A 24,868-nucleotide genomic window follows, 5' to 3' on the forward strand; every position below is an offset into this window, starting at 1 on the left:
CCCTGCCCCAGCCCGCGCGGCGCTTCGCCGCCCGCTCGCCTCATCCCCCATCAAAGGAGAATGCATCCCATCATGTCCAAGCTCTTCTACAAGCTCGGCAAGACCGCCTTCGACAAGCCATGGGCGTTCATCGCCGCCTGGGTCGTCATCCTCGGCGCCGTCGTCGCCCTGATCGCATCCAATGGCGTGAGCGTCAGCTCCGAAATGAAGATCGAAGGCACCGAATCGCAAAAAGTGCTCGACAAGCTCCAGCAGGAGCTGCCGCAGGCAGCCGGAGATCAGGGCAGCGTCGTCTTCACCGCGCCTGACGGCGAGCGGCTCGACACGCCGGAGCGCCAGCAGGCGATCCTCGCCGCCATCGCCGACATCTACAAGCAGGAGTATGTCATCAACCCCGCCGATCTGGCGGCGGCCGCCGGCGCCCAGGCGCAGCAAGGCGCGGCTCAGGGCGGCCAGGATGCCGCCGCAGGCCAAGGCGCCGGCGCCCAGGACCAGGCCGCGGGCGCAGCCCAAGGCGGAGCCGCCGCAGGCGCGACCGGCGCGGCGGCGATGCCGTACGGCCCGCTGATCGTCGACGGCCAGCCCGTTCCCGGCGCGCTGATCGCCTCCGACGGCAGCGTCGCTCTGTTCCAGTTCCAATTCACGGTGCAAAAGACATCCGTCCCGACGGACGTGCTGAACGACATCATCGCCACCGTCGAAAAAGCCGAGAGCGGCACCGGCATCACCTCGCTGCCGAGCGACTCGCTGCTCATGCCGGAAATTCCGATCGGCGCCAACGAAGTGTACGGCCTCGTCGTCGCCGTCCTCGCGCTGCTCGTCACGCTCGGCTCGCTCGTCGCCGCGGGCCTGCCGATCCTGACCGCGCTCATCGGCGTCGGCATCGGCGTCGGCGGCGCGTACTCGATCTCGAGCTTCGTGCCGATGACGTCGTTCACGCCGATCCTCGCCCTCATGGTCGGCCTCGCGGTCGGCATCGACTACGCGCTGTTCATCGTCAACCGCCAGCGCCGCCTCATCCTCGACCAGGGGCTGACGGCGCGCGAAGCGGCCGGACGCGCCGTCGGCACGGCGGGCAGCGCCGTGTTCTTCGCCGGCCTGACCGTCATCATCTCGCTCTGCGGCCTGCTCGTCATCGGCATCGCCTTCCTGAGCACGATGGCGCTCGTCGCCTCCGTCACGGTGTTCATCAGCGTGCTCGTCGCGCTGTCGCTGCTGCCCGCGCTGCTCGGGCTCGTCGGCGAGCGCATCTGCTCGGCCAAGGCGCGCGAGAAAAGCCGCAAGGCCGGGGGAACGCAGAAGCACAGCTTCGCCCATAGCTGGGTCCGCTTCATCATCCGCTTCCGCTGGCTCGCCATCCTCGTCGTCATCGTCGCGCTCGGCGCGGCCGCCTTGCCGGTCCGCGACATGCAGATGGGCATCCCGTCCGGCGCGACCGCCAACCTCGACTCCGGCCAGCGCCAGAGCTACGACGCGATCGCCAAAGGCTTCGGCGAAGGCTACAACGGCCCGCTGCTGCTCGTGGCCGAGCCGCGCGAAGCCGGCGGCGCGATCGCTCCGGAAGCGCTCGGCAAGCTGGCGGCCGAGCTGCAGCAGGTGAAGGACGTCTCGATCGTTACGCCGATGGGCCTCTCCGAAGGCGGCAAGATGGCGATCCTGAGCGTCATTCCGAAGTCCGGCCCGACCGACGAGGCGACCAAGACGCTCGTCGAGACGCTGCGCGACCAGGACTCCGCCCTGTCCGCGGGCAACGGCGTGACGATCGGCGTCACCGGCTTCACGGCGATCAACATCGACATGTCGGCCCGACTGGCCGAAGTATTCCCGCTGTACATCGGCATCATCGTGCTGCTGTCGCTGATCATCCTGCTGCTCGTCTTCCGCTCGATCCTCGTGCCGATCAAGGCGACGGTCGGCTTCCTGCTGAGCGTGCTCGCCACGTTCGGCATCACGACCGCCATCTTCCAATGGGGCTGGATGAAGGACCTGCTCGGCTTCGATACGGGCGGCCCGATCATGAGCTTCATCCCGATCCTCGTCACCGGCATCCTGTACGGCCTCGCGATGGATTACCAGGTATTCCTCGTCTCCTCGATGCGCGAGTCGTACGTCCACGGCCATCGCGGACGCGACAGCGTCGTGCACGGCTACGAGCAGGCGAGCCGCGTCGTCGTTGCGGCGGCGGTCATCATGGTGTCCGTGTTCGCCGGCTTCATCTTCACGCATGACATCATGATCAAGCAGATCGGCTTCGCGCTGGCGCTCGGCATCCTGCTCGACGCCTTCCTCATCCGCATGACGCTCGTGCCCGCCGTCATGGCGCTGTTCGGCGACAAGGCGTGGAGCCTGCCGCGCTGGCTCGACCGCATCCTGCCGAACCTCGACGTCGAGGGCGACAAGCTGATCGCCGAGCTGAACGCGGCCGGCGGCGAGCGCGAGCAGGTCGCGAAGGTCGCTTCCGCGCGGAAGCCGTAAGGCGGACCGCAAGCGTTCCGATTCAAAAGGCACACCAAGCGTTCCATTTTAAAAGGCATACGCAAGCGCTCCAATTCAGAAGGCATACGCAAGCGCTCCAATTCAAAAAGAAGCGTCCCGACCCGCAGCGATGCGGGAGGGACGCTTCTTTTTGATGAAACGGATCGGGACGGCTGCCGAAGCGCATACGGCTCTCTTACGCGCCTCCGGCTCCCACGGCTCCCCATCCGGTCACCCCTTCGTCGCTCCGTCCGCCAGGCCGGAGATGAGGAACCGCTGCAGCAGCAGGAACACGGTGGCGATCGGGACAGCGATCAGGATCGTGCCCGCCGCGAAGATCGTGAAGTTGTTGGAGAACTTGTCGTTGATGAAGTTGTACAGCCCGAGCGCCAGCGTGTACTTCTCCGGCGAGCGCAGGATGATGCGCGGCGTCAGGAAGTCCATGAACGGCGCCATGAACGTGAACAGCGCCACGACGGCCAGGATCGGCCGGGCGAGCGGCATCAGGATGCGGAAGAACACCGTCAGATGCCCGGCTCCGTCCATCGTCGCCGACTCGTCGAGGTCGCGCGGGATCGTGTCGAGGTAGCCTTTGACGAGGAAGACGTTCATCGGCAGCCCGCCGATGGAATAGATCAGGATCAGCCCCGCGAACGTATCGAGCAGGTTGACGAGGTTCAGCAGCAGGTAGATCGCCACCATGCCCATGAGCACGGGGAACATCTGCAGCAGCAGGAACGTGTAGATGCCGTGCTTGCGGCCCGCGAAGCGGAAGCGCGAGAATACGAACGCCAGCATCGACACGAGCGAGACGCTGATGAGCGCGTTGAACGAGGCGACGATGAGCGTGTTTTTGTACCACAGCCCGTATTCGCTCAGCGGATCGGCGAACAGCCAGCGATAATGGTCCAGCGTCAGGTTGTCGGGAATCAGCTTGGCGCTGAACAGCGTGCTGCCGGGGTTGAGCGAGATGCTCACCGCCCACAGCAGCGGGTACAGGATGACGGCGAATAGGACCAGGACGATCAGGTAGATGCCGGACACTTCCAGCCGGGAACGCAGCGTGCGGCCCATCAATATCCCTCCTCGCGGAACGAGCGCGTCCGCCGGAACTGGTACAGGGCGAAGGCGGCGACGACGACGCCCATGATGATGCTGATGGCCGCGGCCATCTTGTAGTTGTTGTCGGTGAACGTCAGGTTGTACACCCAGGAGATGAGGATGTCCGTCGCCCCCGCGCTCTGGCCCGGCACCGGCGGACCGCCTTTGTTGAACAGGAAGATGATGTTGAAGTTGTTGAAATTGAACGAGTACTGCATGATGAGCAGCGGCGCGGTGGCGAACAGCACATGCGGCAGCGTGATGAAGCGGAACTTCTGCCAGCGGCTGCCTCCGTCGACGTCGGCGGCCTCGTACCAGTCCTTGGAGATGCTCTGCAGCACGCCGGTGAACAGCGTGAACACATACGGGAAGCCGAGCCACACCTGGATCAGGATGATCGCGGTCCGCGCCCAGCCGGCGTCGGTCAGCCACGGGATCTGAACGCCGAAGGGCGCGAGCAGCTGCGTGTTGATCGCCCCGAACGTATCGTTGAACATCGCCGCGAACACGAGCACCGTCATGAACGACGGCACCGCCCACGGCAGGATGAGCACGGTGCGGATCGCCTTTTTGAAGCGGATGCGGCTGTCGTTCACCAGCACCGCGAGCAGCATCGCGAGCGCGATCTGGAGCGTCGTGGCGACGAGCGTCCAGAAGACCGTCCAGGAGAGGACGGACAGCAGGCTCTGCGTCCACAGCGGGTTGACGAACAGCTCCTTGAAGTTGGCCCAGCCGACCCAGTCGAGCAGCTTCGCCGGCGGCGAATTGTACAGGCTGTAGTTCGTGAACGCCAGCGCGACCATGAACAGCAGCGGGAAAATGACGACCATCGCCAGCAGGATGAAGCTCGGCACGACGACGAAGTACGGGAAGCCTTTGTCGTAGCTGTCGTGGAACGCCTGCCGCATCGACGGGATGCGCTCGCCCTCGCGGCGGCGGACCGCGTCGCGCCAGGCGTCACGGATGTTCAGCCCGTAGGCGGCCAGCAGCGCGAGGCCGAGCAGCAGCGCGAGGATGCCCTCGGTCAGCAGCGTCCGGCTGTCGTCGACGTTCGGGTCCTCGCCGAGCGTGACGAGTCCTTGCAGCCCTTGGACCGTCCACGCCCCGAGCGACGCCGCCAGCGACAGCGCCAGCAGCAGCAGGATGGATCCCTTGATGTAGCGCCGGTTGTACAGCTGGCCGAGGCCGGGCACGACGGACAGCCACGCCGCCCGCTTCGGCGACGGCGCCCCGCCCGGACCAGGCCCGGTTTGCAGCGCATTTTGCATGATGACTCTCCTTCCTATCCCAGCTCTATTTCTCATGCGCGGCCGAAAAGAAAGCCTGCGGAGCGTGCCGGTCGCCCGGCGGCCCGCAGGCTCGTGCACGCTCGCTTACTTGCCGGACATCGCGATCTTGTCCTGCACCTGCTTGACGGCGTCGTCAAGCGACTGCTGCACGTCGCGGCCTTCGGAAGCGAACTTCAGCGCGTTGGCCATCGGATCCCAGACGTAGTCCAGCTCCGGCACGGTCGGGAACGGCTGGCCGTACTGCACCTGCTCGGAGAAGCCGGCGACGAGCGGATCGCCCGTCAGCTTCTCGTTGTTCAGCACGCCTTTGACCGGCGGCACCTGACCCGTCTTTTCGTAATACTCCAGCGCGTTCTCCTCGTTCGTGATGAACGCGGCCAGATCGCTCGCCCACTCCGGGCTCTTGGAGAACTTGGAGAGCATCCAGCCCTTGACGCCGATGAAGGACGTCGGGTGCTTGCCGTTGTCCAGCGTCGGCAGCGGCGCCACGCCGAGGTCGTCGCCGAGCTGCTTCTTGTAGTCGGTGATCGCCCACGGTCCGTTGATGACCGCGCCGACCTGGCCTGCTCCGAACAGGCCGCCGACGACGTCGCCGTTCACGCCTTTCGGCAGGTAGCCCTTGTCGAACCAGCTCTGGATCAGCTTCACGCCGGCGACGGCGCCTTCCTTGTTCAGGCCGATGTCGGCGGTGTCGAAGCCGGTGTCGGTCTTCTTGAAGATGTAGCCGTCGTTGCCGCCCATGAACGCCCACGCATAGTAGAAGTTCAGCCCTTCCATCAGGAAGCCGTACTTCTGCTTCTTCGCATCGGTCTGCTCGGCCGCCAGCTTCTCCAGATCGGCGACCGTCGCCGGCGGCGTCGGCACGAGCTTCTTGTTGTAGAACAGCGCGTACGTCTCTGTGACGAAAGGCAGGCCGTACAGCTGGCCGTCCTGGCTGAGCGCGGTGAGCGATTCCGGCGTGTACGCGTCCAACACCGGCTGCTCCGCCTTCACCGGCTGCACGAGCCCTTTGAGCACCAGGTTGCCGATGCCGGGCTGGAAGAACAGGTCCGGCCCTTTGCCGGCCGGTCCGTCGAGCGAGAGGATCTGCTGCTGGTCGTTCATCTTGACCGGCTTGACGCTCACCTTGATGCCCGTCTTCTCCGTGTACTTGTCGGTGATGGCCGTGATGGCGGCGACGCTCTCGGCGTTGTCGTCGGGCCAGATCGTCAGCTCGGCCGGCTTCTCCGGCATGCCGCTCGCTTCGCCGCCTGCGTTCGCGGCGGCGTCGTTGGACGGCGCGGCCGTAGGCGCCGCTTCGTTCGCGGCGCTGCCCGCATTGCCGGCGCTGCCGCTGTTGCTGTTGCCGTTGCTTCCGCAGGCCGCCAGGCTTGTGAGCGAGAGCGCCAGCACCAGCGCCGCCGCTGCGGTCGTTTTTTTGTTCATCGTTGTATCCTCCCCTATGTGTCGCGATCCAGCTTGCATGATGTCATTGTAGAGGCTGGGGCCATGCGCCCACTACCAACCTGGTGACCGGCTTGAGCACGATTGTGACATGGTTCGGGACGTCTGCTTGTAGCCGCTTCTCCAGAAGGATTCCGCCCTCTCCGCTTCCCGCAGACCTCCCCGCTTGGATGCCCTCGGCAAGCCGCCTCGCCATCAATTCCTTCGCCGAGCCTAAGGGGTCCCTGCTCGTCCCTCCTAGGATCAGCTTGCACATCGAACATGAATGAACTAATATGAACGTATTAATACGAATACGAACTCATAGGAGGTTCATCATGGAAATCCGCTACGCATCCCATCCGAACGAAGTCAAGGCGTTCGACACGACCCGCCTGCGACAGGAATTCCTCATCGAAAGCCTGTTCCAGCCGGACCGGCTGACGCTGACGCACACGCATGTGGACCGCTTCATCGTCGGCGGCGCCGTGCCGGCCGGCACCGGCATCAAGCTCGAAGCCGACAAGAAGACGATCGGAGCCGCCAGCTTCCTCGAACGCCGCGAGATCGGCATCATCAACGTCGGCGGCAGCGGCACGATCGTCGTCGACGGCACCGAATATGCGATGGCGCCGAAGGACTGCCTGTACATCGGCCGCGGCGCCCTCGACGTGGAGCTGCGCAGCGACGATGCGGCGAGCCCGGCGAAGTACTATTTCAACTCCACTCCGGCCCATCAGACGTACCCGACCGTCAAAGCCGCGATCAGCGAGGCGACGCCCGCCCATCTCGGCAGCCAGACGAACTCCAACGAGCGCACGATCTACAAGTACATCCATATCGACGGCATCCAGAGCTGCCAGCTCGTCATGGGCATGACGCTGCTCAAGGAAGGCAGCATGTGGAACACGATGCCGTGCCATACGCACAACCGCCGCTCCGAGGTGTACTTCTACTTCGACATGCCGGACAGCGGCAACGTCTTTCACCTGATGGGCGAGCCGCAGGAGACGCGCCATCTCGTCGTGCGCAACGAGCAGGGCGTCATCAGCCCGAGCTGGTCGATCCACAGCGGCGTCGGCACGAGCAGCTACACGTTCATCTGGGGCATGGCCGGCGAGAACCAGGTGTTCGACGACATGGACGCCGTGGCGATGCAGGATCTGCGCTGATGCGCTAAGATAAGATCAACCCTTGCACGAAGCGGAAATTGCCCCCGGATAGGATGAACGCGGATGAACCCATTGCGAAGACATGAGACGATTATGGAAATGCTGCTCGCCCGGCGCGAGGTGACGGTCGCCGAGCTGAGCGAGCGGCTGCAGGTGACCGGCAAGACGGTGCGCGAGGATCTCGCGAAGCTCGAGGAGCGCGGCCTGCTCGCCCGCATCCACGGCGGCGCGGTGCTCGCCCAGGACGGCCAGCTCGGCATCCTGACGGCCAAGGAGCCGCTGGAGCGCCACCATGCCGAAAAAGCCGCCATCGCCGCGCTGGCGCTCACGCTCGTCAAGCCGGGCGCCGTCATCGCCCTCGACGGCGGCAGCACGACGCTCGAGATCGCGCGGCTCCTCGACAACGAGCCGCTCACCGTCGTCACGAACGACGTCCGCATCATCGCCGAGCTCGCGCCCAAGGACCGCATCCAGCTCGTCGTGCCGGGCGGCTATCGGGTGCGCAACATGCTTGCGGGCGCTGAGGCGGCCCAGTACGTGCGGCGGCTCAACATCCAGACGGCGTTCCTGTCCGCAACCGGCGTGCATCCGGACAACGGCTTTACGATCTACACCGGCGACCTGCTGGAGCTGAAGCGGGCTTTCGTCGAGACGGCCCGCGCCGTCTATGCGGTGGCGGACCACAGCAAGTTCGGCCAGAGCGCCTTGTTCACCTTCGCCCGTCTGGACGAAGCGACGGCGATCCTGACCGATGCCGACGCGGACGAGGAGGCCACCCGGCCGCTTCGCGCCGCCGGCATCGCCGTCTGGAACGGCGCGCGCCCTTCCTCTTGAGCGGACGACCCCATTCTCGATAAAGAAGGACGGATCCCTATGTTCAATCTGCAAGGAAAGACCGCGCTCGTGACCGGCACGTCCGGCGGGCTCGGCCAGGCGATGGCTGTCGGCCTCGCCGAAGCCGGAGCGAATGTCGTCGCCGTCAGCTCCTCCGGCAGCGCGGCCGCGGTCGGCCAGATCCGCGGCCTCGGCCGCGAGGCGGAGGACCTGCAAGCCGATCTCAGCCGCCTCGACGAGCTGGGCGACGTGTTCGAGCGCGCCGCATCCCGCTTCGGAGGCATCGACATCCTCGTCAACAACGCCGGCATCATCCGCCGCACGCCGGCGGCGCAGCACAGCCGCGAGGACTGGCAGGCGGTCATCGACCTCAACCTGAACGCCGTCTTTTACCTGAGCCAGCTCGCCGGCGCGCATATGATCGAACGCGGCAGCGGCAAGATCGTCAACATCGCCTCGATGCTGTCTTTCCAAGGCGGCATCAACGTGCCGGGCTACACGGCCAGCAAGCATGCCGTCGCCGGCCTGACCAAGGCGCTCGCCAACGAGTGGGCGTCCAAGGGCATCCAGGTGAACGCCATCGCGCCGGGCTACATGGAGACGAACAACACCGCGCCGATCCTCGCCGACGAGGCGCGCTACCGCTCGATCACCGAGCGCATCCCGGCCGGACGCTGGGGCACGCCGGATGACTTGAAGGGTCCGGTCGTCTTCCTCGCCTCCTCCGCCTCCGATTACCTGAACGGCCACGTGCTCTGCGTGGACGGGGGCTGGCTGGCGCGCTGACCGGGCCGTTATGGTACCGTTTTTTCGATCATCCAGACCAAGCTTGACCTTGTCCGACAGGCTGTCCCTCGCGAAAGCGAGGGGCAGCCTGTTTTTTTTGCAGCCGGCGCAGCTGCAAAACCGGTTTAACGACGAGGATCGGACGTTGAAGTGGGGAAAGAAGCGACATCGCCCTGCAAAATCGCGCCAATCTTCATCGAATCGGGGCTTTTTACGAAAGGTTCACCCTACGTTTAGTGTGAGTTTATAAAACCGGTTTAATGTGGGCTTCGAGAGACAGGAAAGCGAGGTCGAACGCAATTCGTGGCTACCATCGAGGATGTCGCAAGAGCAGCCGGCGTGTCGAAAGGCACCGTATCGAGCGTGTTCAGCAAGAAACGCCCCATCAGCAAGGAAGTGACCGAGCGGGTGCTGGAAGCCGCCCGCGGCTTGAACTACAAGCCCAACTACTGGGCGCGCAGCCTGGCGAGCCGCTCCACCCGCATCATCGGGCTCAACATCCGCGGGGAGCCTTACCGCTTCGGTCCCTTCCATCTCGCCCTCATGAACGGCGTGCTGCGCGTCTGCTATGAGCATGGCTACCGGCTGCTCGTGAACACCTTGTCCCCGGGCTACCTCAGCCAGGTCGAGAACCTGGCCTCGGACCCGGTGGACGGCGAGATCATCCTCGACCCCTCCGCCAAAGGAGATGCCCGGATCGAGGACCGGCTCGCCAGCGGCACGCCGCTCGTCGTCATCGGCCGTCCCTCCGCCGAGCATGAAGCCAAGGTCAGCTATGTCGACCATGACAACGCGGGCCTCGCGGCCGGCGTCACCCGCTGCCTGCTGGAGCTCGGCCACCGGGACATCCTGTTCCTCAATGCTCCCGAGCTGCGGACCGTCGCAGAGGACCGCGCTCACGGCTACCGGGAGGCGTACCGCAAGGCGGGCTTGGAGCCTCCTCCGCAAAGGCTGCTCCACAAGCCGGAGCGCGGCACGTCCTCCCATCAGTTCGGCTTCGACGCCGCCAGCGCCATGCTGGAGCGGCATCCCGCGATTACGGCGGTCATCGCGGACAATGAGATGATGGCGCTAGGCGTGTACAAGGCGGCGGAAAGCCTCGGCCTGTCGATCCCCGGCGAGCTGTCCGTCTTTGCCTTCAGCGACGATGCCGTCCTGTTCCCCGAGCTCTCCCCGCCGCTCGCCGGAGTCCGGCAGCATGCGGAGCAGCTCGGCATGGAGGCGGCCGCCATGCTCATCGAGCAGCTGCGCAGCGGCAATTCGGCCGCGCGCCGGACGCTCGTTCCTGCCGAGCTCGTCCCTCGGGCGTCCTGCTCGGCTCCCGCCGTTTCCCCTCAATCTGTCTAATTCTAAGGAGGCTGATCTTCATGAAAACGAAACCTTGGCTGGCTGCCGCTATGGCGGCGGCGCTGAGCGCGAGCCTGCTGTCCGGCTGCAGCGGAGCGGACAACGGAGGCAACGCGGCATCTCCCGCTCCCGGCATCTCGGCGAGCCCTGCCGCTCCGCAGAAGCTGCGCATCCTGAGCGCGAACGTCGGCGGCAAGACGCCGGAAGAAAACGAGAAGTTCGAGGCCGCTCTGAGCGAGCTCACCGGGATGGACGTGACGCTGGAGAAGCCGGCGGAGGGCTACGACCAGAAGGTGCTGACCGCGCTCGGCTCGGGCGAGAAATACGATCTGATCGAGGGCAGCAACCTGGGCGTGCTCGATACCTTCGTCGAGCAGGGAGTCGTCAGCGACCTGACCGAGTTCGTCGAGAGCTCCGCCGTGCTGTCCGATCCGAAAGTCATCCCCGCCGCGGAGTGGGAGCAGCTGACGGACAAGGACGGACGGATCGTGGCCGTCTTCAGCAAGTTCCAGGGAGGCACGATGCCGATCGTCCGCAAGGACTGGCTGGACAAGCTGAAGCTGAGCGAGCCCCAGACGCTGGAGGACTACTACGAGGTCCTCAAGGCGTTCAAGGAGCAGGATCCGGACGGCAACGGCAAGGACGACACGTACGGACTGAGCACCTCCGGCCTCTATGACATCCAGGGCTTCATGAGCGCGGCCGGACTTAAATACCGGTATGTGATGGAGGACGGAAAACGGACGATTCCGTACGCCACCGATGCCGCGGTCCCGATGTACGAATGGTTCGCCAAGCTCTTCAAGGAAGGCATCCTCGATCCGAACTTCGTCACCAACGATACGGCCAAGATGCGCAATCTGTTCCTCACGGATCGGGTCGGCATGGTCACGTACTGGGATGCCTGGGTCGGCATGTTCAACAGCCTGCGCCAGCAGCAGGATCCCAGCACCGCCTTCACGGCGGCGGCGCTGCCGCCGGCGTCAGGCCCGGACGGCGAGCGGATCATGCGCCGGGGAGACCCGGACTACTGGTTCGTGCCGGCCAACGCCGAGCATCCCGAAGCGGCTAAGCAGTTCCTCGAGTTTTGGCAGACCGAGCCCGGCATCATGCTGGGCAGCCTCGGCATCGAAGGCGAGGATTACGTCAAGGAAGGCGATAGCCTGAAGCTGACGGACATCGGCAAGATGCACAACATGGATCACGGCGTGCCGTTCTGGTACAACGAGAACGTGAAGCCTCCGTTCGGCAAGCTGCCGGGCGTGCAGGAGGCGCAGGACCTCGTCAAGGCCCACGCCTCGCTCGAGCTGGCGCTGCCCGGCTGGAGCGACGCGGAGAAGATCGTGCAGCAGTACGCGCTCGAGGCGATGTCCGGCAAGCGGGAAGCGGCCGACGCGGTCAAGCGGATGCGCCAGGAGCTGCTCGCCAAGAAGCTGATCGACGAATAACAAGGGCGGTCGGCCCGGGAAAGGAGCAGCAGCCTTGACGACGATGAAGCGCTTCGGCGCCCTGTACGCGATGATGATTCCGGTCGTCCTCTACTTCCTTGTCTACGCCTACTATCCGCTGGCTCGCGGACTTCAGATCAGCTTCCAGGATTACCGGCTCATGGGCGCCCATCCCTACACCGGCTGGGACAACTACCGCCTCGTGCTGCAGGACGCTTCCTTCCTGGATGCGTTCGTCAATACGCTTCTCATCGGCGGCGGCACGCTGGCGCTCGGCTTCGCGGCCCCGCTCGCGATCGCCCTGTCGCTGAACGAGGTGCTGCGCAGCTGGTTCCGCAAGACGGCCCAGATGGTCCTCTATCTGCCCCATCTCCTGTCGTGGGTCGTCATCGGGGGGATGTGGATCTTCCTGCTCTCCCCCGATACGGGGCTCGTGAACGTCGTCCTCGTCAAGCTCGGAATGAGCGGACCGATCCATTTCCTCGCCGATGCGGGCTGGTCCCGGTGGATGCTCATCCTGCTCGCGACGTGGAAGGACATGGGCTACAACTGCATCCTGTTTCTGGCCGGCATCGTGTCGATCAGCCCGTCGCTCTACGAGGCGGCGCGCATGGACGGGGCTTCCCGCTGGCAGCAGATGCGCGATGTGACGCTGCCCCAGCTGTCCGGCACGATGAAGGTCATTTTCCTGCTCAACACGCTCGGCATCCTGAGGATCTTCGATCCGGTGTTCATCCTGAGGAATCCGGCGACCGCCTCCAAGGTCGACGTGCTGATGATGTATACGTTCCAGAGAGGCATTTTGGAAATGAAGATCGGACCTGCAGCGGCAGCGAGCTTCCTCGTCGTGCTGCTGACTTTTGCGCTGACATTCGCCGTCCGGCGTCTGATCCGCTTTGACGAGGTGTAGCCCGTGGGAGATCGCTATGACCGGCTCGGATGGGCCAATCGGACCTTCGACGCCTTGAATGCGGGATTCCTCATCCTGCTCATGCTGACGATGATCATTCCATTCCTGAACGTGCTCGCCTTGGCCTTCTCTTCCGGCATCGCCTCGATGCAGCCGGATATCGTGCTGATCCCGAAGGACTTCAGCACCGAAGGGTTCGTCACGGTCTGGAGCAGCCTGGACCTGTGGCGGCCGCTGCTCAACAGCACGATCGTCACGCTGTCCGGAACCGCGCTCCATGTGCTCTTGTCCAGCCTGGCGGGCTATGTGTTCATCCATCCGCATCTGCCGGGCCGCAAGCTCATGATCAGCTTCATCCTGCTGACGATGATGGTGCCGCAGGAGGCCGTCATGATTCCGCTCTATGTCGTGAACAAAGACCTGCATCTGATCAATACGCTGAGCGTGCTGGTGCTGTCCGGCCTCGTGTCGGGCTTCTCCATCCTGCTCATGCGGAACTTCTTCTCCGCCATCCCCTACGAGATGGCCGAGTCGGCCAAGATCGACGGCGCCGGCGAGCTGCGCGTCTTCTTCACGATGTACATGCGCCTCGCGGCGGCGGGGCTGGCGACGGTGACGCTGTATGAGTTCGTCGGTCGCTGGAACATGCTGACGCCTGCGGTCATGTATATTACCGACATGGCCAAGATCACCCTTCAGGTCGCCCTGAAGTCGATGATCGTCGATTCGGCGGCCACTTCGAGCAGCTACCTGATCACGACCAACGTGCGGATGGCCGGCATCGTCATCAGCGTCCTGCCGCTGATCGCCGTCTATCCTTTCGTGCAGAGGCATTTCATGAAAGGCATTCTCGCAGGCGCCAACAAGGAATAGGACTTCGAGCAGAAGGAGGACTGGAGATGAATGGAAACAGCTTGCCGGACGACGGGCTCCGCTATGATGCGGACCGCCTGGAGAACGGACCGGACGCGGAGCATCCGGGCGTCCAGACGCTGCGGCTCACGCGCCGGATCTCGGCGGAGGAGAGGAGGACCTATCCGGAACTCGCCTTTGACGTGGAAGAGGACCTCGAGCGCATCGAGGTCCTCTACGAATACGACCGTCAAGGCGGCGAGGCCGTCATCGACATCGGCCTGCGCTCGCCCGAGCGCATCGTCGGATGGAGCGGCGGAGCGAGAAGCCGCTTTTTTGTCGCCGCGGAGCAGGCTACGCCGGGCTACCGCAGCGGCAAGCCCGGGCGCGGGCGGTGGGCGGTCATGCTCGGAGCGTACCGGATTCCGGAGGGCGGCGTCACGGTGTCGGTCGAGGTGCGGCTCCGGCGGCCCGTCAGCCGCTGGGTCAAAGGCGACCTGCACGCGCATACGACGCACAGCGACGGCGCCTATTCGCTCGCCGAGGCCAGCTCGTCGGCGGCGAGCCGCGGGCTCGACTTTCTCGCGTTGACCGACCATAATACATCCTCGCAAAATGCGTTCGCCGATCGGGCCGACGAGCGCCTGCTGCTGCTGCCCGGCGTGGAGCTGACCAGCTATGGCGGCCACGCCAACCTGCTCGGCCATCCGGATGCTCTGGACGACTTCCGCGTCGCGTCTCCGCAAGAGGCGGAGCGGCAGCTGAGCCTGGCGAGGGAACGCGGAGCGTTCGTCTCCCTCAATCATCCGTTTTGTCCCGACTGCCCTTGGGAGTTCGGCTTCGATCTGCCGTTCGACGCCATCGAGGTCTGGAACGGTCCTTGGCGGGAGCTGAACGAACAGGCGCTGTCCTGGTGGCAGCGCCAGCTGTCTCTCGGCCGCAGGATCGTCGCCCTCGGAGGCAGCGATACGCATCGCCCGGATCGCTACGTCCGCCACGGAAGGCCGGCGGCGTCCCTCTGGACCCGCTCTCCGGGCACGGCAGGGCTGATGCAGGCGCTGCGCGCGGGAAGGGTCGTCCTCTCCCATGATCCGGAGGATACGTTCCTGACGCTGCGCTCCGGCAGCGCCGGCGTCGGCGACGAAGCTGCGCCGCATCCGGACGGCAGCCTGCCGCTGACGATCGGCATCCATGCGGCGGCGGACGACGAGATCTTCCTCTGGTCCGATCGCGGCCTGGAAGCCGCATGGAGGCTGGCCGGCAGGGCGGACCCCTCCCCGGAAGCAGCCGCGATGGCTGCGGCATACGCGTCGCTCGCCGGTCCAGGCGGCTTGCCGGAGGACGGCGGCCCATCCCGCGCGCAGCCGGACGTCCCGGCGACGGATGTCCGTGCGGACCGGGAAGGGCGCGCCACGCTGAGCTTCGCCGGAAGCGGCGACCGCCTGTTCTATCGTCTCGAGGCCCGGCGCCGCCTGCCCGCTTCTTCCCGGACATTCGTGACCTGCCTGACGAATCCGGTCTATGTCAAGCGTTGAAAATCCCCTTCAGACAGCCGGGCCGAATCCGTCCGGTATGCGGACGGGCTGACGCCGAAGCGGCGGCGGAACAGAGCCGCGAAATGGTTGTAGCTGCGGAATCCGACCTCCGCCGCCGCCTCCGAAGGCAGACGGCCGGCATGCGCGAGGAGCAGCGCGGCCTGCTCGAGCCGCATCTCCGCGAGCGTCTCGAGGATCGTCCTGCCGGTCTGCTCCTTGAACAGATGGGACAGCCGGGAGGGCGAAAGCGCGGCGATGCGGGCCAGGTCCTCGATCCGCAGCTCCTCCTCCATGCGCGAGGCGAGCACGCGCAGGACGGCGGCGACGCGGGGATCGACGCGGTCGCCGAGCTGCGACGCCGCGAGCAGCAGCAGCGCCCCGAGATGGTTCTCGCAGCGCAGCAGCCCGTAAGCGCCGCGCTCCCGGGCATCCTGGAGCAGCAGCCGGAACGAGCGCAGCGCGCGGCGGCGGAAAGTGCCGGACAAAGGCACGTTCAGCAGCTCCTTCTCCGGCAGCAGGCCGGTGTGCGGAAGACGGGCGAAATGGCACCACATGAAATGCCATTGCTCCCCTTTTGCCGTCCCGTATTCGTGGGCGACATCCTTGCGCAGCAGGATCAGATCGCCCTCCGAGCACGAGCTCTGTTCGGCCGGGGTGCGGAAATATCCCCTTCCTTCCAGCGTGTAGGCGAGCAGCCAGCTGTCCGCGCCTTCCGGCCGGCGCACGGAATAATCGTCGCCGCGGCGGAAATGGCCGGCGACGAGGCCGGGGATGCTTTCTCTCATGACGCGCCCTCCTTTTTTCAAATGCCGCCGTGCGGCGGATGCGGATGCGGCAGCAGAATCCAGCCAGTTATAAGCAGGATCCGGACTTCCGCGCGTCCTCCTTCATCCTCTATGCTGGACTCATCCCGCTCCCACGAAAGGATGATGAAGCATGACCCAGCCCGCTTCGCCTCAAGACTCGCTGCGCTCGTTCCAGGACGAGGGCTACCTCATCGTACGAGGCTTGCTCCGCCAGGAGGAGATCGATGCCATCCGGCGCGAGTTCGACGCCATCGCCGGAACGGCTGTCCCCGGCTATTTCGAGCCGCAGTTCGGCAGCGATGCCGCCGCCGATCCCCTCAAGCGGTACCCCCGCGTCATGCATCCGCACCGGTTCAATGCGCTGTCCCGCAGCTTCATGCTGCATCCCGGCGTGATGGGCGTGCTCCGGGAGCTCCTCGGCGAGGAAGCGGTCGCGGCCCAAAGCATGTTCTACTACAAGCCGCCCGGATCGCGGGGCCAGGCGCTGCATCAGGACAACTTCTACCTCAAGGTGGAGCCCGGCACCTGCATCGCCGCCTGGACCGCCGTCGACCGCTGCGACGAGGAGAACGGCTGCATGCTGCTCGTTCCGAAAACGAACGTCAGCGATATCGTCTGCCCGGAGGAGGCGGATGTCAAGGAGTCTTTTACGACTCACTACGTCAAGCCGCCGAAGGGCGAGAAGCCGGTCGCGGCCGTCATGGAGCCCGGCGACGTGCTGTTCTTCAACGGAAGCCTCATCCACGGCTCGTACCGCAACAAGTCCAAGGACCGCTTCCGGCGCGCGTTCATCTGCCACTATGCCGGCCTCTCGTCCACGTCCATCTCGCATTGGTACAATCCGCTCTACCGCGCGGACGGGACAGAGCTGCGCCTGCAGGCCAATCCGGACGGTGGTCCCTGCGGCATCGAAACGCCGGCCTATCACTGACCGCCCCGCTCCTCCGCTCAGAGGCTGGAGCGGAGGAGATGACGAGGAGCCAATCGCTCTTGGGCATGCGAGCGCATTTTTCCGTCGCAGCCCTGTCAACCTGCGAGGATAAACGGTCCAAAAAGAACCTTCCGGGCGTCGTGTTCGCGACGCCCGGAAGGTTCTAGTCATAGGAATGCGGAAAATCCGCCGAAAGCTCGGCTCGAACGATCAGAAAGCCCAGTTGCCGCCGCGGAAGATCGGCTCCACCGAGCCGTCCTGCGTCACGCCGTCGATATTCATCTCGGGCGAGCCGATCATGAAGTCCTCGTGGACGAGGCTGCGGTTCGCGCCGCGGCTCGCCAGCTCCTCCGGCGACAGCTCGGTTCCGCCCTCGAGGTTGACCGGATACGCCTGGCCGAGCGCCAGATGGCAGGAGGCGTTCTCGTCGAACAGCGTATTGTAGAACGTCACGCCGGAGTTCGAGATCGGCGAGTCGTCAGGCACGAGCGCGACCTCGCCGAGGCGCACCGCATTCTCGTCCATCGACAGCAGCTTGGCCAGCGCCTCGTAGCCTTGCTCGGCGGTGAAGTCGGTCACTTTGCCGTCCTTGAACGTCAGGGAGAAGTTCTGGATGAGCTGGCCGCTGTAGTTGAGCGGCTTGGTGCTGCGGACGATGCCGTTCACCCGGTCCTTATGCGGCATGGTGAACACTTCCTCCGTCGGCATGTTCGGGTTGAACAGGACGCCGCGGCCGTTTTTCTTGCCGCCGCCCAGCCACAGATGGCCGTCCGGCAGGCCGATCGTCAGCTCGGTGCCCGGCGCCGTGAAGCGAAGCTCCGCGTAGCGCTTGGCGTTGAGGCGCTCGACCATGTCCAGCAGCGTGGCGTTGTGGCCGCGCCATGCCTCCACGGGATCCTCCAGCCCGATGCGAGTGGCGTCGACGATCCGCTCCCACAGCTTTTCGACCGCGGTCTCGGACGGCTCGTCCGGGAACACCTTGGCCGCCCATTCCGGCGTCGCCCAGGACACGAGCGTCCAGGCGTTCTCATGGTTCATGAGCGCGTTGCGGTATGGAGCCAGCGCCGTCGACGCCGCCTTGGAGCTGGCGGCGACACGCTCCGGATCGACGCCGTTCAGCAGGTCCGGATCGGGCGAATAGATCTGGATGAAGGCGGCGCCTTCGGCGACGAAGCCTTGGAACGCTTCCGCGCGCCACATCGGATACTTGGAGAAATTCTCTTCCGGCGCTTGGAGGAAACGGATGCGGGTGAGCTGCTCGTCGTTGTACTCGACGAACACGTCGCTCGCTCCGGCGCTGTAGGCGCGGGAGACGATCTGCCGCGCCAGCGGGGCGGCGGCGATCGGAGCCATCACGACGACCTTTTGGCCGGGCTGCACGTTGACGCCGACGCGGACGATCAGTTCGGCGTAGTTTTCCAGTTGCTGCTGAGTCGGAATCATGGTCAACCTCCACTAAGAAAAGGAATAGCCTGCATCTCTCCAGTATAAGGAACGCAGCGGCAAGTTCCAAGGGCAGGGTCGCGCGGCGAAGCGTTGCTCCACACATGCGCCAGCACGAGAAAAAAGGGCCGCCGTCAAGGCAGCCCTGGAACGGTTTACTCTTTACGGAAAGCCGCTTCCAGCGCTCCCGTATCTTCGAACCCTCGGAAATGCTTGATCTTGCCGTCCTCCACCTCGCATGCGGCCGCCCAAGAGCTCGCAAAAATGCGGCCGGTCGAGCGGACCCGGTGCCGGAACTCCCCCCAGGCGAAAACCGTCCCTTCATCGGCCAGCATCCGATGCAGCTTGACCTCCTGCGGCTCCAGCTCCCGCTGAAGCTTGGACAACAGCGTCCGAACCCCTTCGACTCCGCGATAAGTGCCATAAAAGGGATGCCGCTCCGACTCATGCTCGCAGGCCGCGATGAAAATCGCTTCCGGGTGGACGTACTCGAGAGCCGGTTCCACCTCCCTCATCCTTTCCATATAGCTCAGCAAGACTTGGTCCGCCTTCATGGACGTCGCTCCCCGCTCGTTCGGGTCGCTCTCAGCAGGCTCATCACGACACCGAGGTGGATGCCCTCGTGGACGAGAGCGAAGTTGAACAGCTCGGCCGCGGTGCGGAACGAGAACGGCCCCATCTCCAGCGGCGGCTTCAGCTCCGCCTCCCATTTCTCCGGCGCGATCTCCGACAATCGGCCGAGCTGGGCGGCCAGCTGCTCCAGCAGCTCCGCCTTGGTCGGGGGAGCCTCCGTCCAATCCGCAGGCTTCGTGCCCGAGTCGAACAGCGCCGCATAATGGTCGGGAATGGCCGACGGCACGCCGAAGCACAAGGCCGCATATCGATCCCTCCAATACACGATATGACCGATATTCCAGCGGATCGTGTTGGCGAAGCCTTCCGGCTGCCGATCCAGCTGCTCCTCGGCTGCCGCCTGGACCTGGCCGAGCACGACTTGACGCACCACTTGACTCGTATGGACGATGGCTTGATGCATGATTGAATTCCTCCTTGGTTTCGGATGGCTTCCTTGATTCAAGAGTACCGAAATCGCGGAGAGCCAGCCATCCCGCAATTCCGATGCCATCGATCGGTTTCGCTACTCCAAGGGCGGCGCAATGCGCGGCCGGCCGGCTTTGCGCTATAATGGAATGAACTGGACCATCCGTGCCCGACCACTTCATTCGATGAAGGAGCCATGACATGGAACTTAGGCAGCTCCACTATTTCGCGGCCATCTGCAAGGACATGCATTTTTCCAAGGCGGCGGAAGCTCTCTGCACGACCCAATCCAACCTCAGCCAGCAGATCAAGTTTCTGGAGAACGAGCTGGGAACTCCGCTGTTCGACCGCATCGGGAGGCGAATCGCGCTCACCGAGGCCGGACGGATCGTCCTGGAGCAGAGCCGGCTTATTTTCGAACGAGTCGATTATATTCAAGCGGCGATCTCGGATTTGAAGCGGATGGAGGGCGGCCAGCTCGATATCGGCATCCTTCCCGGCGACGGGGATCTTCTGTTCGACGCGTTGCTGATCGACTTCCACCGCTCCTATCCGAAGCTGTCGATTCAAGTGACGGAGACGACGGAGGTGTACGGGCAGGTGCTCGAAGGAGTCCGGGACATCGGCGTGACGACGACGCCGGCCGATCCGGATGACCGCATCGCGGTCATTCCGCTCTTTCATGAAGAATTCGTGCTGGCAGTCCGGTCCGACCATCCCGCCGCCAAGGCCAAAGCGATGTCCTTCGAGCAGCTGCAGCAGCTGAAGCTGGTCGCCTTCGGAGACGAGCACCAGATGACCAAGGTCATCCGGGAGAGCAGTCGAAAAGCCGGAATCCTCCTCGACCGCCCGATTGTCGCGCCCTCGCTGTCGACCCTTCTCGCCCTGGTCGAGCAAGGCGTCGGAGCCTGCATCCTGCCGCGGCTGCTCGTAGACAATCTCGGCCGCGATTCCATCGCTGCCGTGACCCTCTTAAACCCGACTCCGAGCCAGGACATCTGCATCCTCTACCGCAAGGACCGGTTCATGAGCCAAGCGGCGAAGCTGTTCATGGAGCTTCTGCAAGACTTTATCGACAAGGCGCAGGAGGCTAGCCGCCGTTCGTTAGGGTGAAAAGGAAAAAGCGTTCCGATCCGCGCACGCATAGGCGGATGGGAACGCTTTTTTGCTCCGGCTGGAGGCAGCGCTTGGACGCTTCGAGACCGCAGTCAGCCGAGCGGCTCCGTACGGCGCATGGCGTCCGGAGCTTCATGCAGCGGCATCGCCGCCGGCGGATTCGGCCGGCCGAGCAGCATGCGGAGGCCGAAGGCGAGCAGCAGGAACGCGGTCGCCGCGGCGGGCAGGTTGTAGCGGACGGTCTGGTACAGAGCGTAGAGCCGCGGGGCATGCTCGGCGGCGAGCGGCATGACGAACCGGTCCGCCAGGAAAAACGCGCCGACGGCGATCAGCGCCGCGCCGATCCAGCGGCTGTAGGCCGACAGCTCCGTCAGGACGGGCACGTCCGCCAGCTCGCCGCGCTGGGAGCGGCCATGCTGCTGGATCGCGTCGAAGAAGGCGTACAGCCAGACGAGCGGCAGCAGGAACAGGAACAGCGTCATCCGCAGGCTGTCCATCAAGTAGATGGACACGAGGAACAGTCCCATCAGCTGCAGGCCGCGCTTCTGCAGGCCGAGGTACAGATGGCCCGCTCCGGGCAGGAACGAGAGCGCGGCGGCGGCCATCTTGTTTTTGCGGCCGGAGGCGAAATGCCCTTCCAGCTCCTCGAACAGCGAGCGGTCGACGAGCGGCTCTCCCGCCTGCTTGCGCTGCACGAGATGCACGGCGTCGAACATCGCGTAGATCCACAGCACCGGCAGCAGCAGCAGGAAGAGCAGGAACACCGGCGTATCCATCACGATGGCGACGAAAACGACGAACACGCCGAGGCCCGCGAACGAGACGAGGAAGGCGGCGCCCCGCTGCATGAGGCCCAGGTACATATGGCCGAGCCCAGGGACAAAGGCGAGCAGGATCGCCGCCGTCTTCTCGCGCTGGCGCTCCGCCGCCATCGTCGGCACGAGAAGCGCGGAGGGGATGCCGCTGCCGTCCATCGGACCGGGCTCGAACGCATGCGACGGCGGCCGGCGCCGACAGCGCCGTGACGAGCAGGTCGATCATGCTGACGCCCCAGACGAGCATCGGGAACAGCGCGAACACGAGGAATTCTCCGTCCATGCTGCCGGTCGCCGCGATCAGCAGCAGCAGCGCCGACGGGCCCCAGAACAGCAGGCCGTACAGCACCATCCGCCCGAACTTGCGCAGATAGGCGTGTCCGGCTCCGGGCAGGAAGCCGAGCAGCAGCGCCAGCAGCGGATGCGCCGCAGGGGCGGGATGCATAGGGTGGTTCATGGTCGTTGTCGCTCCTTTGTCGGGAATAGATGTCGTGCTAAAAATTCATAGAGGACGCTCGGCCGGGGCGGCTAGGGCGGGTTCGGACGCGAGCTCGGCTAGGGCGGCAGCGCGGGATTCGGACGCGAGCTCGGCTAGGGCGGCAGCGCGGGGTTCGGACGCGGGCTCGGCCGGGGCGGCTAGGGCGACGGATTTAGCGGGCCGCTCGGCCGGTGCGGGAGCAAGCGAGACGGAGCCGCGCTTCGACGGCGCGCGCAGCAAGCGCCATCCGTCAGCTCGCTCCGCCGTCCCGATAACGGGCCGACTGCCACTCCTGCAGCAGCCGCGACGTGCGGTCGACCACGCGGGACGACCAGCTCTCCTCCTCGGCGGCGGCTGGACGCTCGGCCGAGAGAGACGGCTGCGGCGGATGGGCGGAAGCCGCGTGCTCCAGCTGGCGTCCGAGCTCGCCGAGCGCTCCGCTGCCGAGCAGCAGCAGCGTCAGCGCCGCCGCCAGGCCGTAGTGGAACGCCGGATGGCGCGTCCAGCTCCGGCGCCGCGGCGGCGGCCTGCGCTCGGCGTCCGCCTGCTCGCGGGCCAGCTCGTCCAGCACCGCGGCACGGACGCGCTCCAGCGCTTCTCCCCGAAGCCGCTCCGCAAGCGCAGCCTGTTCGGGGCATTCATCGCGTGCCGGCTCCTCTGCGAGAGCCGCGGCCTGGAACGCCTCCAGGCAAAGCTCGCAGCTCTCCAGATGCCGCTCCATGGCGAGCCGCTCCGGCGCGCCGCCAAGCCCGGCCGCATAGCGGCTCCACGATTCCATCGGTGGATGCGGGTTCATTCGAAGTCCTCCTTTTGCCAATGCCGTCTCATCCAGCTGCGGGCGCGGTAGAGCTTGGACTCCACGCTCCTCGGCCGCAGCCCCCTCTCCTGCGAGATCTCCTCCTGCGTCCGGCGGCGAAAATAAAAGTCGCGGATCATCGTCCGGTATTCCTGCGGCAGCTCGGCGACCTTGCGCCGCACCTCGCGCCTCCGCTCCCGCTCGATGACCTGTTCGGCCGTGCCTGGAGCTTCGTCGCCCAGCTCCATCCATGGCGCTGCGGCGGCCTCGTGCCCGAGCGGAAGCTCGGCCGGCTCCTCCCGCCGGGCTTTGCTCCGCTTCCAGTCGATAGCGCGGTTGACCGCGATGCGGGTGATCCACGTCTTGAAGCCTTCCAGGCGGCATTCCGGCAAGGCGCGGCTGATGGCGAGCAGCGCCTCCTGCAGCACGTCTTCCGTATCGTGGGGGGAGCGCAAAATCGCGTAGATCGTGCGGTATAGATAATCTCCATATTCGTCGATGATCTCTCCGAACCGGTCCGCCCCGCTGTCCCGGACGGCTCGAAGCCATGCTTCGTCCTGCCTGATCGTCTGCGCCCCCCTTTCCCCATCCTGAATATAGACGAGCGGGGAGGGACTTCCCCCTGCGCTTGGCGAAACTTTTTTTTCGAGCGGAGGTCCGGTCAGGCGGGAAAGGCGCTGCCGGATGGAGAAAGTTTCCCCTTAAGCTCGGCGCAGGCTGCGGTTGCGGATCGCCCAGGCGATTCGGGAAGGAGGCGGTTGCGTGGCATCAAATCCAGCATATGTCCCCTTTACCTTCGTGCTTGCCGCCGCCTTGATCGCGCTGCTCGGCATTGGATGGGCGCAGCGCAAAAAGCGGCTCGGACGCGGAGTGCTGATTGTGTCCCCGCTCGCGGCCGCCTTTCTGCTGCTTTACTTCTGGCATATTCCGTTTCATGACGCGGCTCGAAGCGTTCTCGCTCCGAGCCGTTCCTACAGCTGCGAGCTTGACGGCGATGGAAGCCGGAAGCAGGAGCCGTTCACGATTCCGTTGCCGAAACGGACCGTCTTCAAAGGGAAGACCAACGCTTGCTCTCCTTTTTACCGAACGTATGCGACTGCGGATGAATTCAACCGGCTCTACGGGTCGCAGCTGGAAGACTGGAAGCGCTCGGGCGCCATTGCCGGCTGGACCCGGATGGAGCCTGAAGCTGCGGGGGACGGCAGCGCGTGGACAAGCGAGGGCTTCGACGCGCGGCTGAACGACGGCCGGATCGTGTTGATTCGGATGAGAACGGCGACAGGCGAGTCGGGTGGACGGATGATCGCCATCGACATTCCAGCAACGACAGGAGGGCTCGCGAGGTGAAGATCATTGACCTATCCCATCTGCTCGGCCTGACAAATTCAGTAAATTTATTCAATAAAGCTGTGGGTTTCGATAAGCATTCCGAAATGCTGTGGGTGAGAGTCCTCTTTTGGCCGTAAATTGTTTTATAAAGTAAGTATCATACTGAAAGCCGATGGAACGGGCAATTTCATCTAAGGTCATATCTGTATGGACAAGAAGATCCCCTGCAACCTTTAGGCGATATGACAGCAGATATCCCATAGCCGTACACCCGCATCTTTTTTGGAACATTTCATTGAGCGATATACGATTTAAATAGGCACAATTCGTTAAATCCTCCAATGTAATTTTTTGGGGATAGTTTGTATGTATATAGTCTAAAACCAGATCAATGGGAGATTGCTCGACTTGGCGGTTTAAGTCCTCAAGCAGTCTTAATATCTGGATAAGATATTTTTTAATTCTGCATACCCAAAGTGCATTGCTATGTGCATACACTTCTGTTCCCAGTACAAAAAACCATTCAAGCAGTTGCAAATATGCTTTGCCAGATAGATGGGTTACGCCAGTTTGGCTATTGTCCCTTTGGAAAAGGGAAAGACCTATTTGTATCTTCAGATTGCTTGGTTTATACGTTTGTGTTTCAAAAACTTGGGATGTTTTGAAAAAGTCCGGGTGAAAACTAAAGGATTGGGCGGAGATACTATCCTTATGGACAACTTGCAGTTTATCCTCCATAGACAAGCATAGAACCCCGGGGGCTGAAATTTCTATTGGCCGTTCATTCAAATATGCATTTATAATTCCATTTGTAATAAATATTAGCGTAAACCGCTCGGGATAAGGAATCTTTTCAAAGTTTTCGACTGCAACAAACTCAATATCTACACTTTTGTTTTTATATTGGTCAAATTGCGGCATAATATTCTCCCAACAGAAAGT

The 24,868-nt window shown here is 64.1% G+C and carries 23 protein-coding genes; 12 read left to right on the forward strand and 11 right to left on the reverse strand.

What is annotated here, in order from left to right; translation table 11 throughout:
• Window positions 1–72 precede the first annotated feature (72 nt).
• Window positions 73–2,475, forward strand: coding sequence for an MMPL family transporter (locus NYE40_RS15515; protein ID WP_028597125.1), 2,403 nt, complete (start codon window positions 73–75; stop codon window positions 2,473–2,475).
• Between the two features lie 231 nt (window positions 2,476–2,706).
• Here NYE40_RS15515 and NYE40_RS15520 read toward each other — a convergent pair whose 3' ends face one another.
• The 3 genes from NYE40_RS15520 to NYE40_RS15530 all read right to left on the reverse strand — a co-directional run bounded on the left by NYE40_RS15520 (window position 2,707) and on the right by NYE40_RS15530 (window position 6,290).
• Window positions 2,707–3,549: a sugar ABC transporter permease gene (locus NYE40_RS15520; protein ID WP_028597126.1), complete on the reverse strand. Its 843-nt coding sequence runs from the start codon at window positions 3,547–3,549 to the stop codon at window positions 2,707–2,709.
• The gene (locus tag NYE40_RS15525) at window positions 3,549–4,844 is read right to left on the reverse strand and encodes a sugar ABC transporter permease (protein ID WP_052332868.1); all 1,296 of its coding nucleotides are present in this window, start codon (window positions 4,842–4,844) and stop codon (window positions 3,549–3,551) included. Before NYE40_RS15525 ends, NYE40_RS15520 begins: the two co-directional genes overlap by 1 nt.
• A gap of 105 nt (window positions 4,845–4,949) precedes the next feature.
• Entirely contained in the window at window positions 4,950–6,290 is a 1,341-nt protein-coding gene (locus tag NYE40_RS15530; RefSeq protein WP_028597128.1) for an extracellular solute-binding protein, read from the reverse strand.
• Window positions 6,291–6,625: 335 nt separating this feature from the next.
• Between NYE40_RS15530 and kduI the strand changes: the two genes are divergently transcribed.
• The 8 genes from kduI to NYE40_RS15570 all read left to right on the forward strand — a co-directional run bounded on the left by kduI (window position 6,626) and on the right by NYE40_RS15570 (window position 15,171).
• Window positions 6,626–7,459, forward strand: a complete 834-nt coding sequence (gene kduI, locus NYE40_RS15535) for a 5-dehydro-4-deoxy-D-glucuronate isomerase (RefSeq protein ID WP_028597129.1) — start codon at window positions 6,626–6,628, stop codon at window positions 7,457–7,459.
• A gap of 63 nt (window positions 7,460–7,522) precedes the next feature.
• The gene (locus NYE40_RS15540) at window positions 7,523–8,293 is read left to right on the forward strand and encodes a DeoR/GlpR family DNA-binding transcription regulator (RefSeq protein WP_028597130.1); all 771 of its coding nucleotides are present in this window, start codon (window positions 7,523–7,525) and stop codon (window positions 8,291–8,293) included.
• 33 nt (window positions 8,294–8,326) lie between these two features.
• Window positions 8,327–9,079: a 2-dehydro-3-deoxy-D-gluconate 5-dehydrogenase KduD gene (gene kduD, locus NYE40_RS15545; protein ID WP_028597131.1), complete on the forward strand. Its 753-nt coding sequence runs from the start codon at window positions 8,327–8,329 to the stop codon at window positions 9,077–9,079.
• A gap of 303 nt (window positions 9,080–9,382) precedes the next feature.
• Window positions 9,383–10,426: a LacI family DNA-binding transcriptional regulator gene (locus tag NYE40_RS15550; RefSeq protein ID WP_028597132.1), complete on the forward strand. Its 1,044-nt coding sequence runs from the start codon at window positions 9,383–9,385 to the stop codon at window positions 10,424–10,426.
• Between the two features lie 20 nt (window positions 10,427–10,446).
• Window positions 10,447–11,874 carry an extracellular solute-binding protein gene (locus NYE40_RS15555; RefSeq protein WP_339278636.1) on the forward strand — a complete coding sequence of 476 codons (1,428 nt, stop codon included), beginning with the start codon at window positions 10,447–10,449 and terminating at the stop codon, window positions 11,872–11,874.
• A 43-nt stretch (window positions 11,875–11,917) separates the two neighbouring features.
• Window positions 11,918–12,784, forward strand: a complete 867-nt coding sequence (locus NYE40_RS15560; protein ID WP_339280065.1) for an ABC transporter permease subunit — start codon at window positions 11,918–11,920, stop codon at window positions 12,782–12,784.
• Window positions 12,785–12,787: 3 nt separating this feature from the next.
• A complete protein-coding gene (locus tag NYE40_RS15565) occupies window positions 12,788–13,657 on the forward strand; it encodes a carbohydrate ABC transporter permease (RefSeq protein ID WP_228551578.1) in 870 nt (289 codons plus the stop codon).
• Between the two features lie 26 nt (window positions 13,658–13,683).
• Entirely contained in the window at window positions 13,684–15,171 is a 1,488-nt protein-coding gene (locus NYE40_RS15570; RefSeq protein ID WP_339278637.1) for a CehA/McbA family metallohydrolase, read from the forward strand.
• Here the strand turns inward: NYE40_RS15570 and NYE40_RS15575 are convergent.
• Window positions 15,156–15,956, reverse strand: a complete 801-nt coding sequence (locus NYE40_RS15575) for a helix-turn-helix domain-containing protein (protein WP_339278638.1) — start codon at window positions 15,954–15,956, stop codon at window positions 15,156–15,158. The genes NYE40_RS15570 and NYE40_RS15575 overlap by 16 nt on opposite strands.
• Before the next feature lie 151 nt (window positions 15,957–16,107).
• Here NYE40_RS15575 and NYE40_RS15580 point away from each other — a divergent pair, with 151 nt between their 5' ends.
• Window positions 16,108–16,908 (forward strand): phytanoyl-CoA dioxygenase family protein, encoded by an 801-nt coding sequence (locus tag NYE40_RS15580; protein WP_339278639.1) that lies wholly within the window; start codon window positions 16,108–16,110, stop codon window positions 16,906–16,908.
• A gap of 210 nt (window positions 16,909–17,118) precedes the next feature.
• Here NYE40_RS15580 and NYE40_RS15585 read toward each other — a convergent pair whose 3' ends face one another.
• From NYE40_RS15585 to NYE40_RS15595, 3 genes are all read right to left on the reverse strand, one after another.
• The gene (locus NYE40_RS15585; RefSeq protein ID WP_153783870.1) at window positions 17,119–18,351 is read right to left on the reverse strand and encodes an aminopeptidase; all 1,233 of its coding nucleotides are present in this window, start codon (window positions 18,349–18,351) and stop codon (window positions 17,119–17,121) included.
• 155 nt (window positions 18,352–18,506) lie between these two features.
• The gene (locus NYE40_RS15590; RefSeq protein WP_101807815.1) at window positions 18,507–18,905 is read right to left on the reverse strand and encodes a nuclear transport factor 2 family protein; all 399 of its coding nucleotides are present in this window, start codon (window positions 18,903–18,905) and stop codon (window positions 18,507–18,509) included.
• Window positions 18,902–19,387, reverse strand: coding sequence for a DinB family protein (locus NYE40_RS15595; RefSeq protein ID WP_028597138.1), 486 nt, complete (start codon window positions 19,385–19,387; stop codon window positions 18,902–18,904). The genes NYE40_RS15590 and NYE40_RS15595 overlap by 4 nt, the downstream gene beginning before the upstream one ends.
• Window positions 19,388–19,593: 206 nt before the next feature.
• Between NYE40_RS15595 and NYE40_RS15600 the strand changes: the two genes are divergently transcribed.
• Window positions 19,594–20,505 carry a LysR family transcriptional regulator gene (locus tag NYE40_RS15600; RefSeq protein WP_028597139.1) on the forward strand — a complete coding sequence of 304 codons (912 nt, stop codon included), beginning with the start codon at window positions 19,594–19,596 and terminating at the stop codon, window positions 20,503–20,505.
• A 95-nt stretch (window positions 20,506–20,600) separates the two neighbouring features.
• Here NYE40_RS15600 and NYE40_RS15605 read toward each other — a convergent pair whose 3' ends face one another.
• The 3 genes from NYE40_RS15605 to NYE40_RS15615 all read right to left on the reverse strand — a co-directional run bounded on the left by NYE40_RS15605 (window position 20,601) and on the right by NYE40_RS15615 (window position 23,283).
• Window positions 20,601–21,482 carry a hypothetical protein gene (locus NYE40_RS15605; RefSeq protein ID WP_339278640.1) on the reverse strand — a complete coding sequence of 294 codons (882 nt, stop codon included), beginning with the start codon at window positions 21,480–21,482 and terminating at the stop codon, window positions 20,601–20,603.
• A 569-nt stretch (window positions 21,483–22,051) separates the two neighbouring features.
• A complete protein-coding gene (locus NYE40_RS15610) occupies window positions 22,052–22,597 on the reverse strand; it encodes a hypothetical protein (RefSeq protein WP_101807818.1) in 546 nt (181 codons plus the stop codon).
• Window positions 22,594–23,283, reverse strand: a complete 690-nt coding sequence (locus NYE40_RS15615; protein ID WP_339280066.1) for a sigma-70 family RNA polymerase sigma factor — start codon at window positions 23,281–23,283, stop codon at window positions 22,594–22,596. Before NYE40_RS15615 ends, NYE40_RS15610 begins: the two co-directional genes overlap by 4 nt.
• 76 nt (window positions 23,284–23,359) lie before the next feature.
• Between NYE40_RS15615 and NYE40_RS15620 the strand changes: the two genes are divergently transcribed.
• Window positions 23,360–23,944 carry a hypothetical protein gene (locus NYE40_RS15620; RefSeq protein WP_339278641.1) on the forward strand — a complete coding sequence of 195 codons (585 nt, stop codon included), beginning with the start codon at window positions 23,360–23,362 and terminating at the stop codon, window positions 23,942–23,944.
• 51 nt (window positions 23,945–23,995) lie between these two features.
• Here the strand turns inward: NYE40_RS15620 and NYE40_RS15625 are convergent, their stop codons facing one another.
• On the reverse strand, window positions 23,996–24,847 hold the full coding sequence (locus NYE40_RS15625; RefSeq protein ID WP_339278642.1) for an AraC family transcriptional regulator: 852 nt from the start codon (window positions 24,845–24,847) through the stop codon (window positions 23,996–23,998).
• Window positions 24,848–24,868: the final 21 nt, after the last annotated feature.

The organism is Paenibacillus sp. FSL W8-1187, assembly GCF_037965485.1.
GTDB classification, from domain to species: Bacteria; Bacillota; Bacilli; order Paenibacillales; family Paenibacillaceae; genus Paenibacillus_O; species Paenibacillus_O pasadenensis.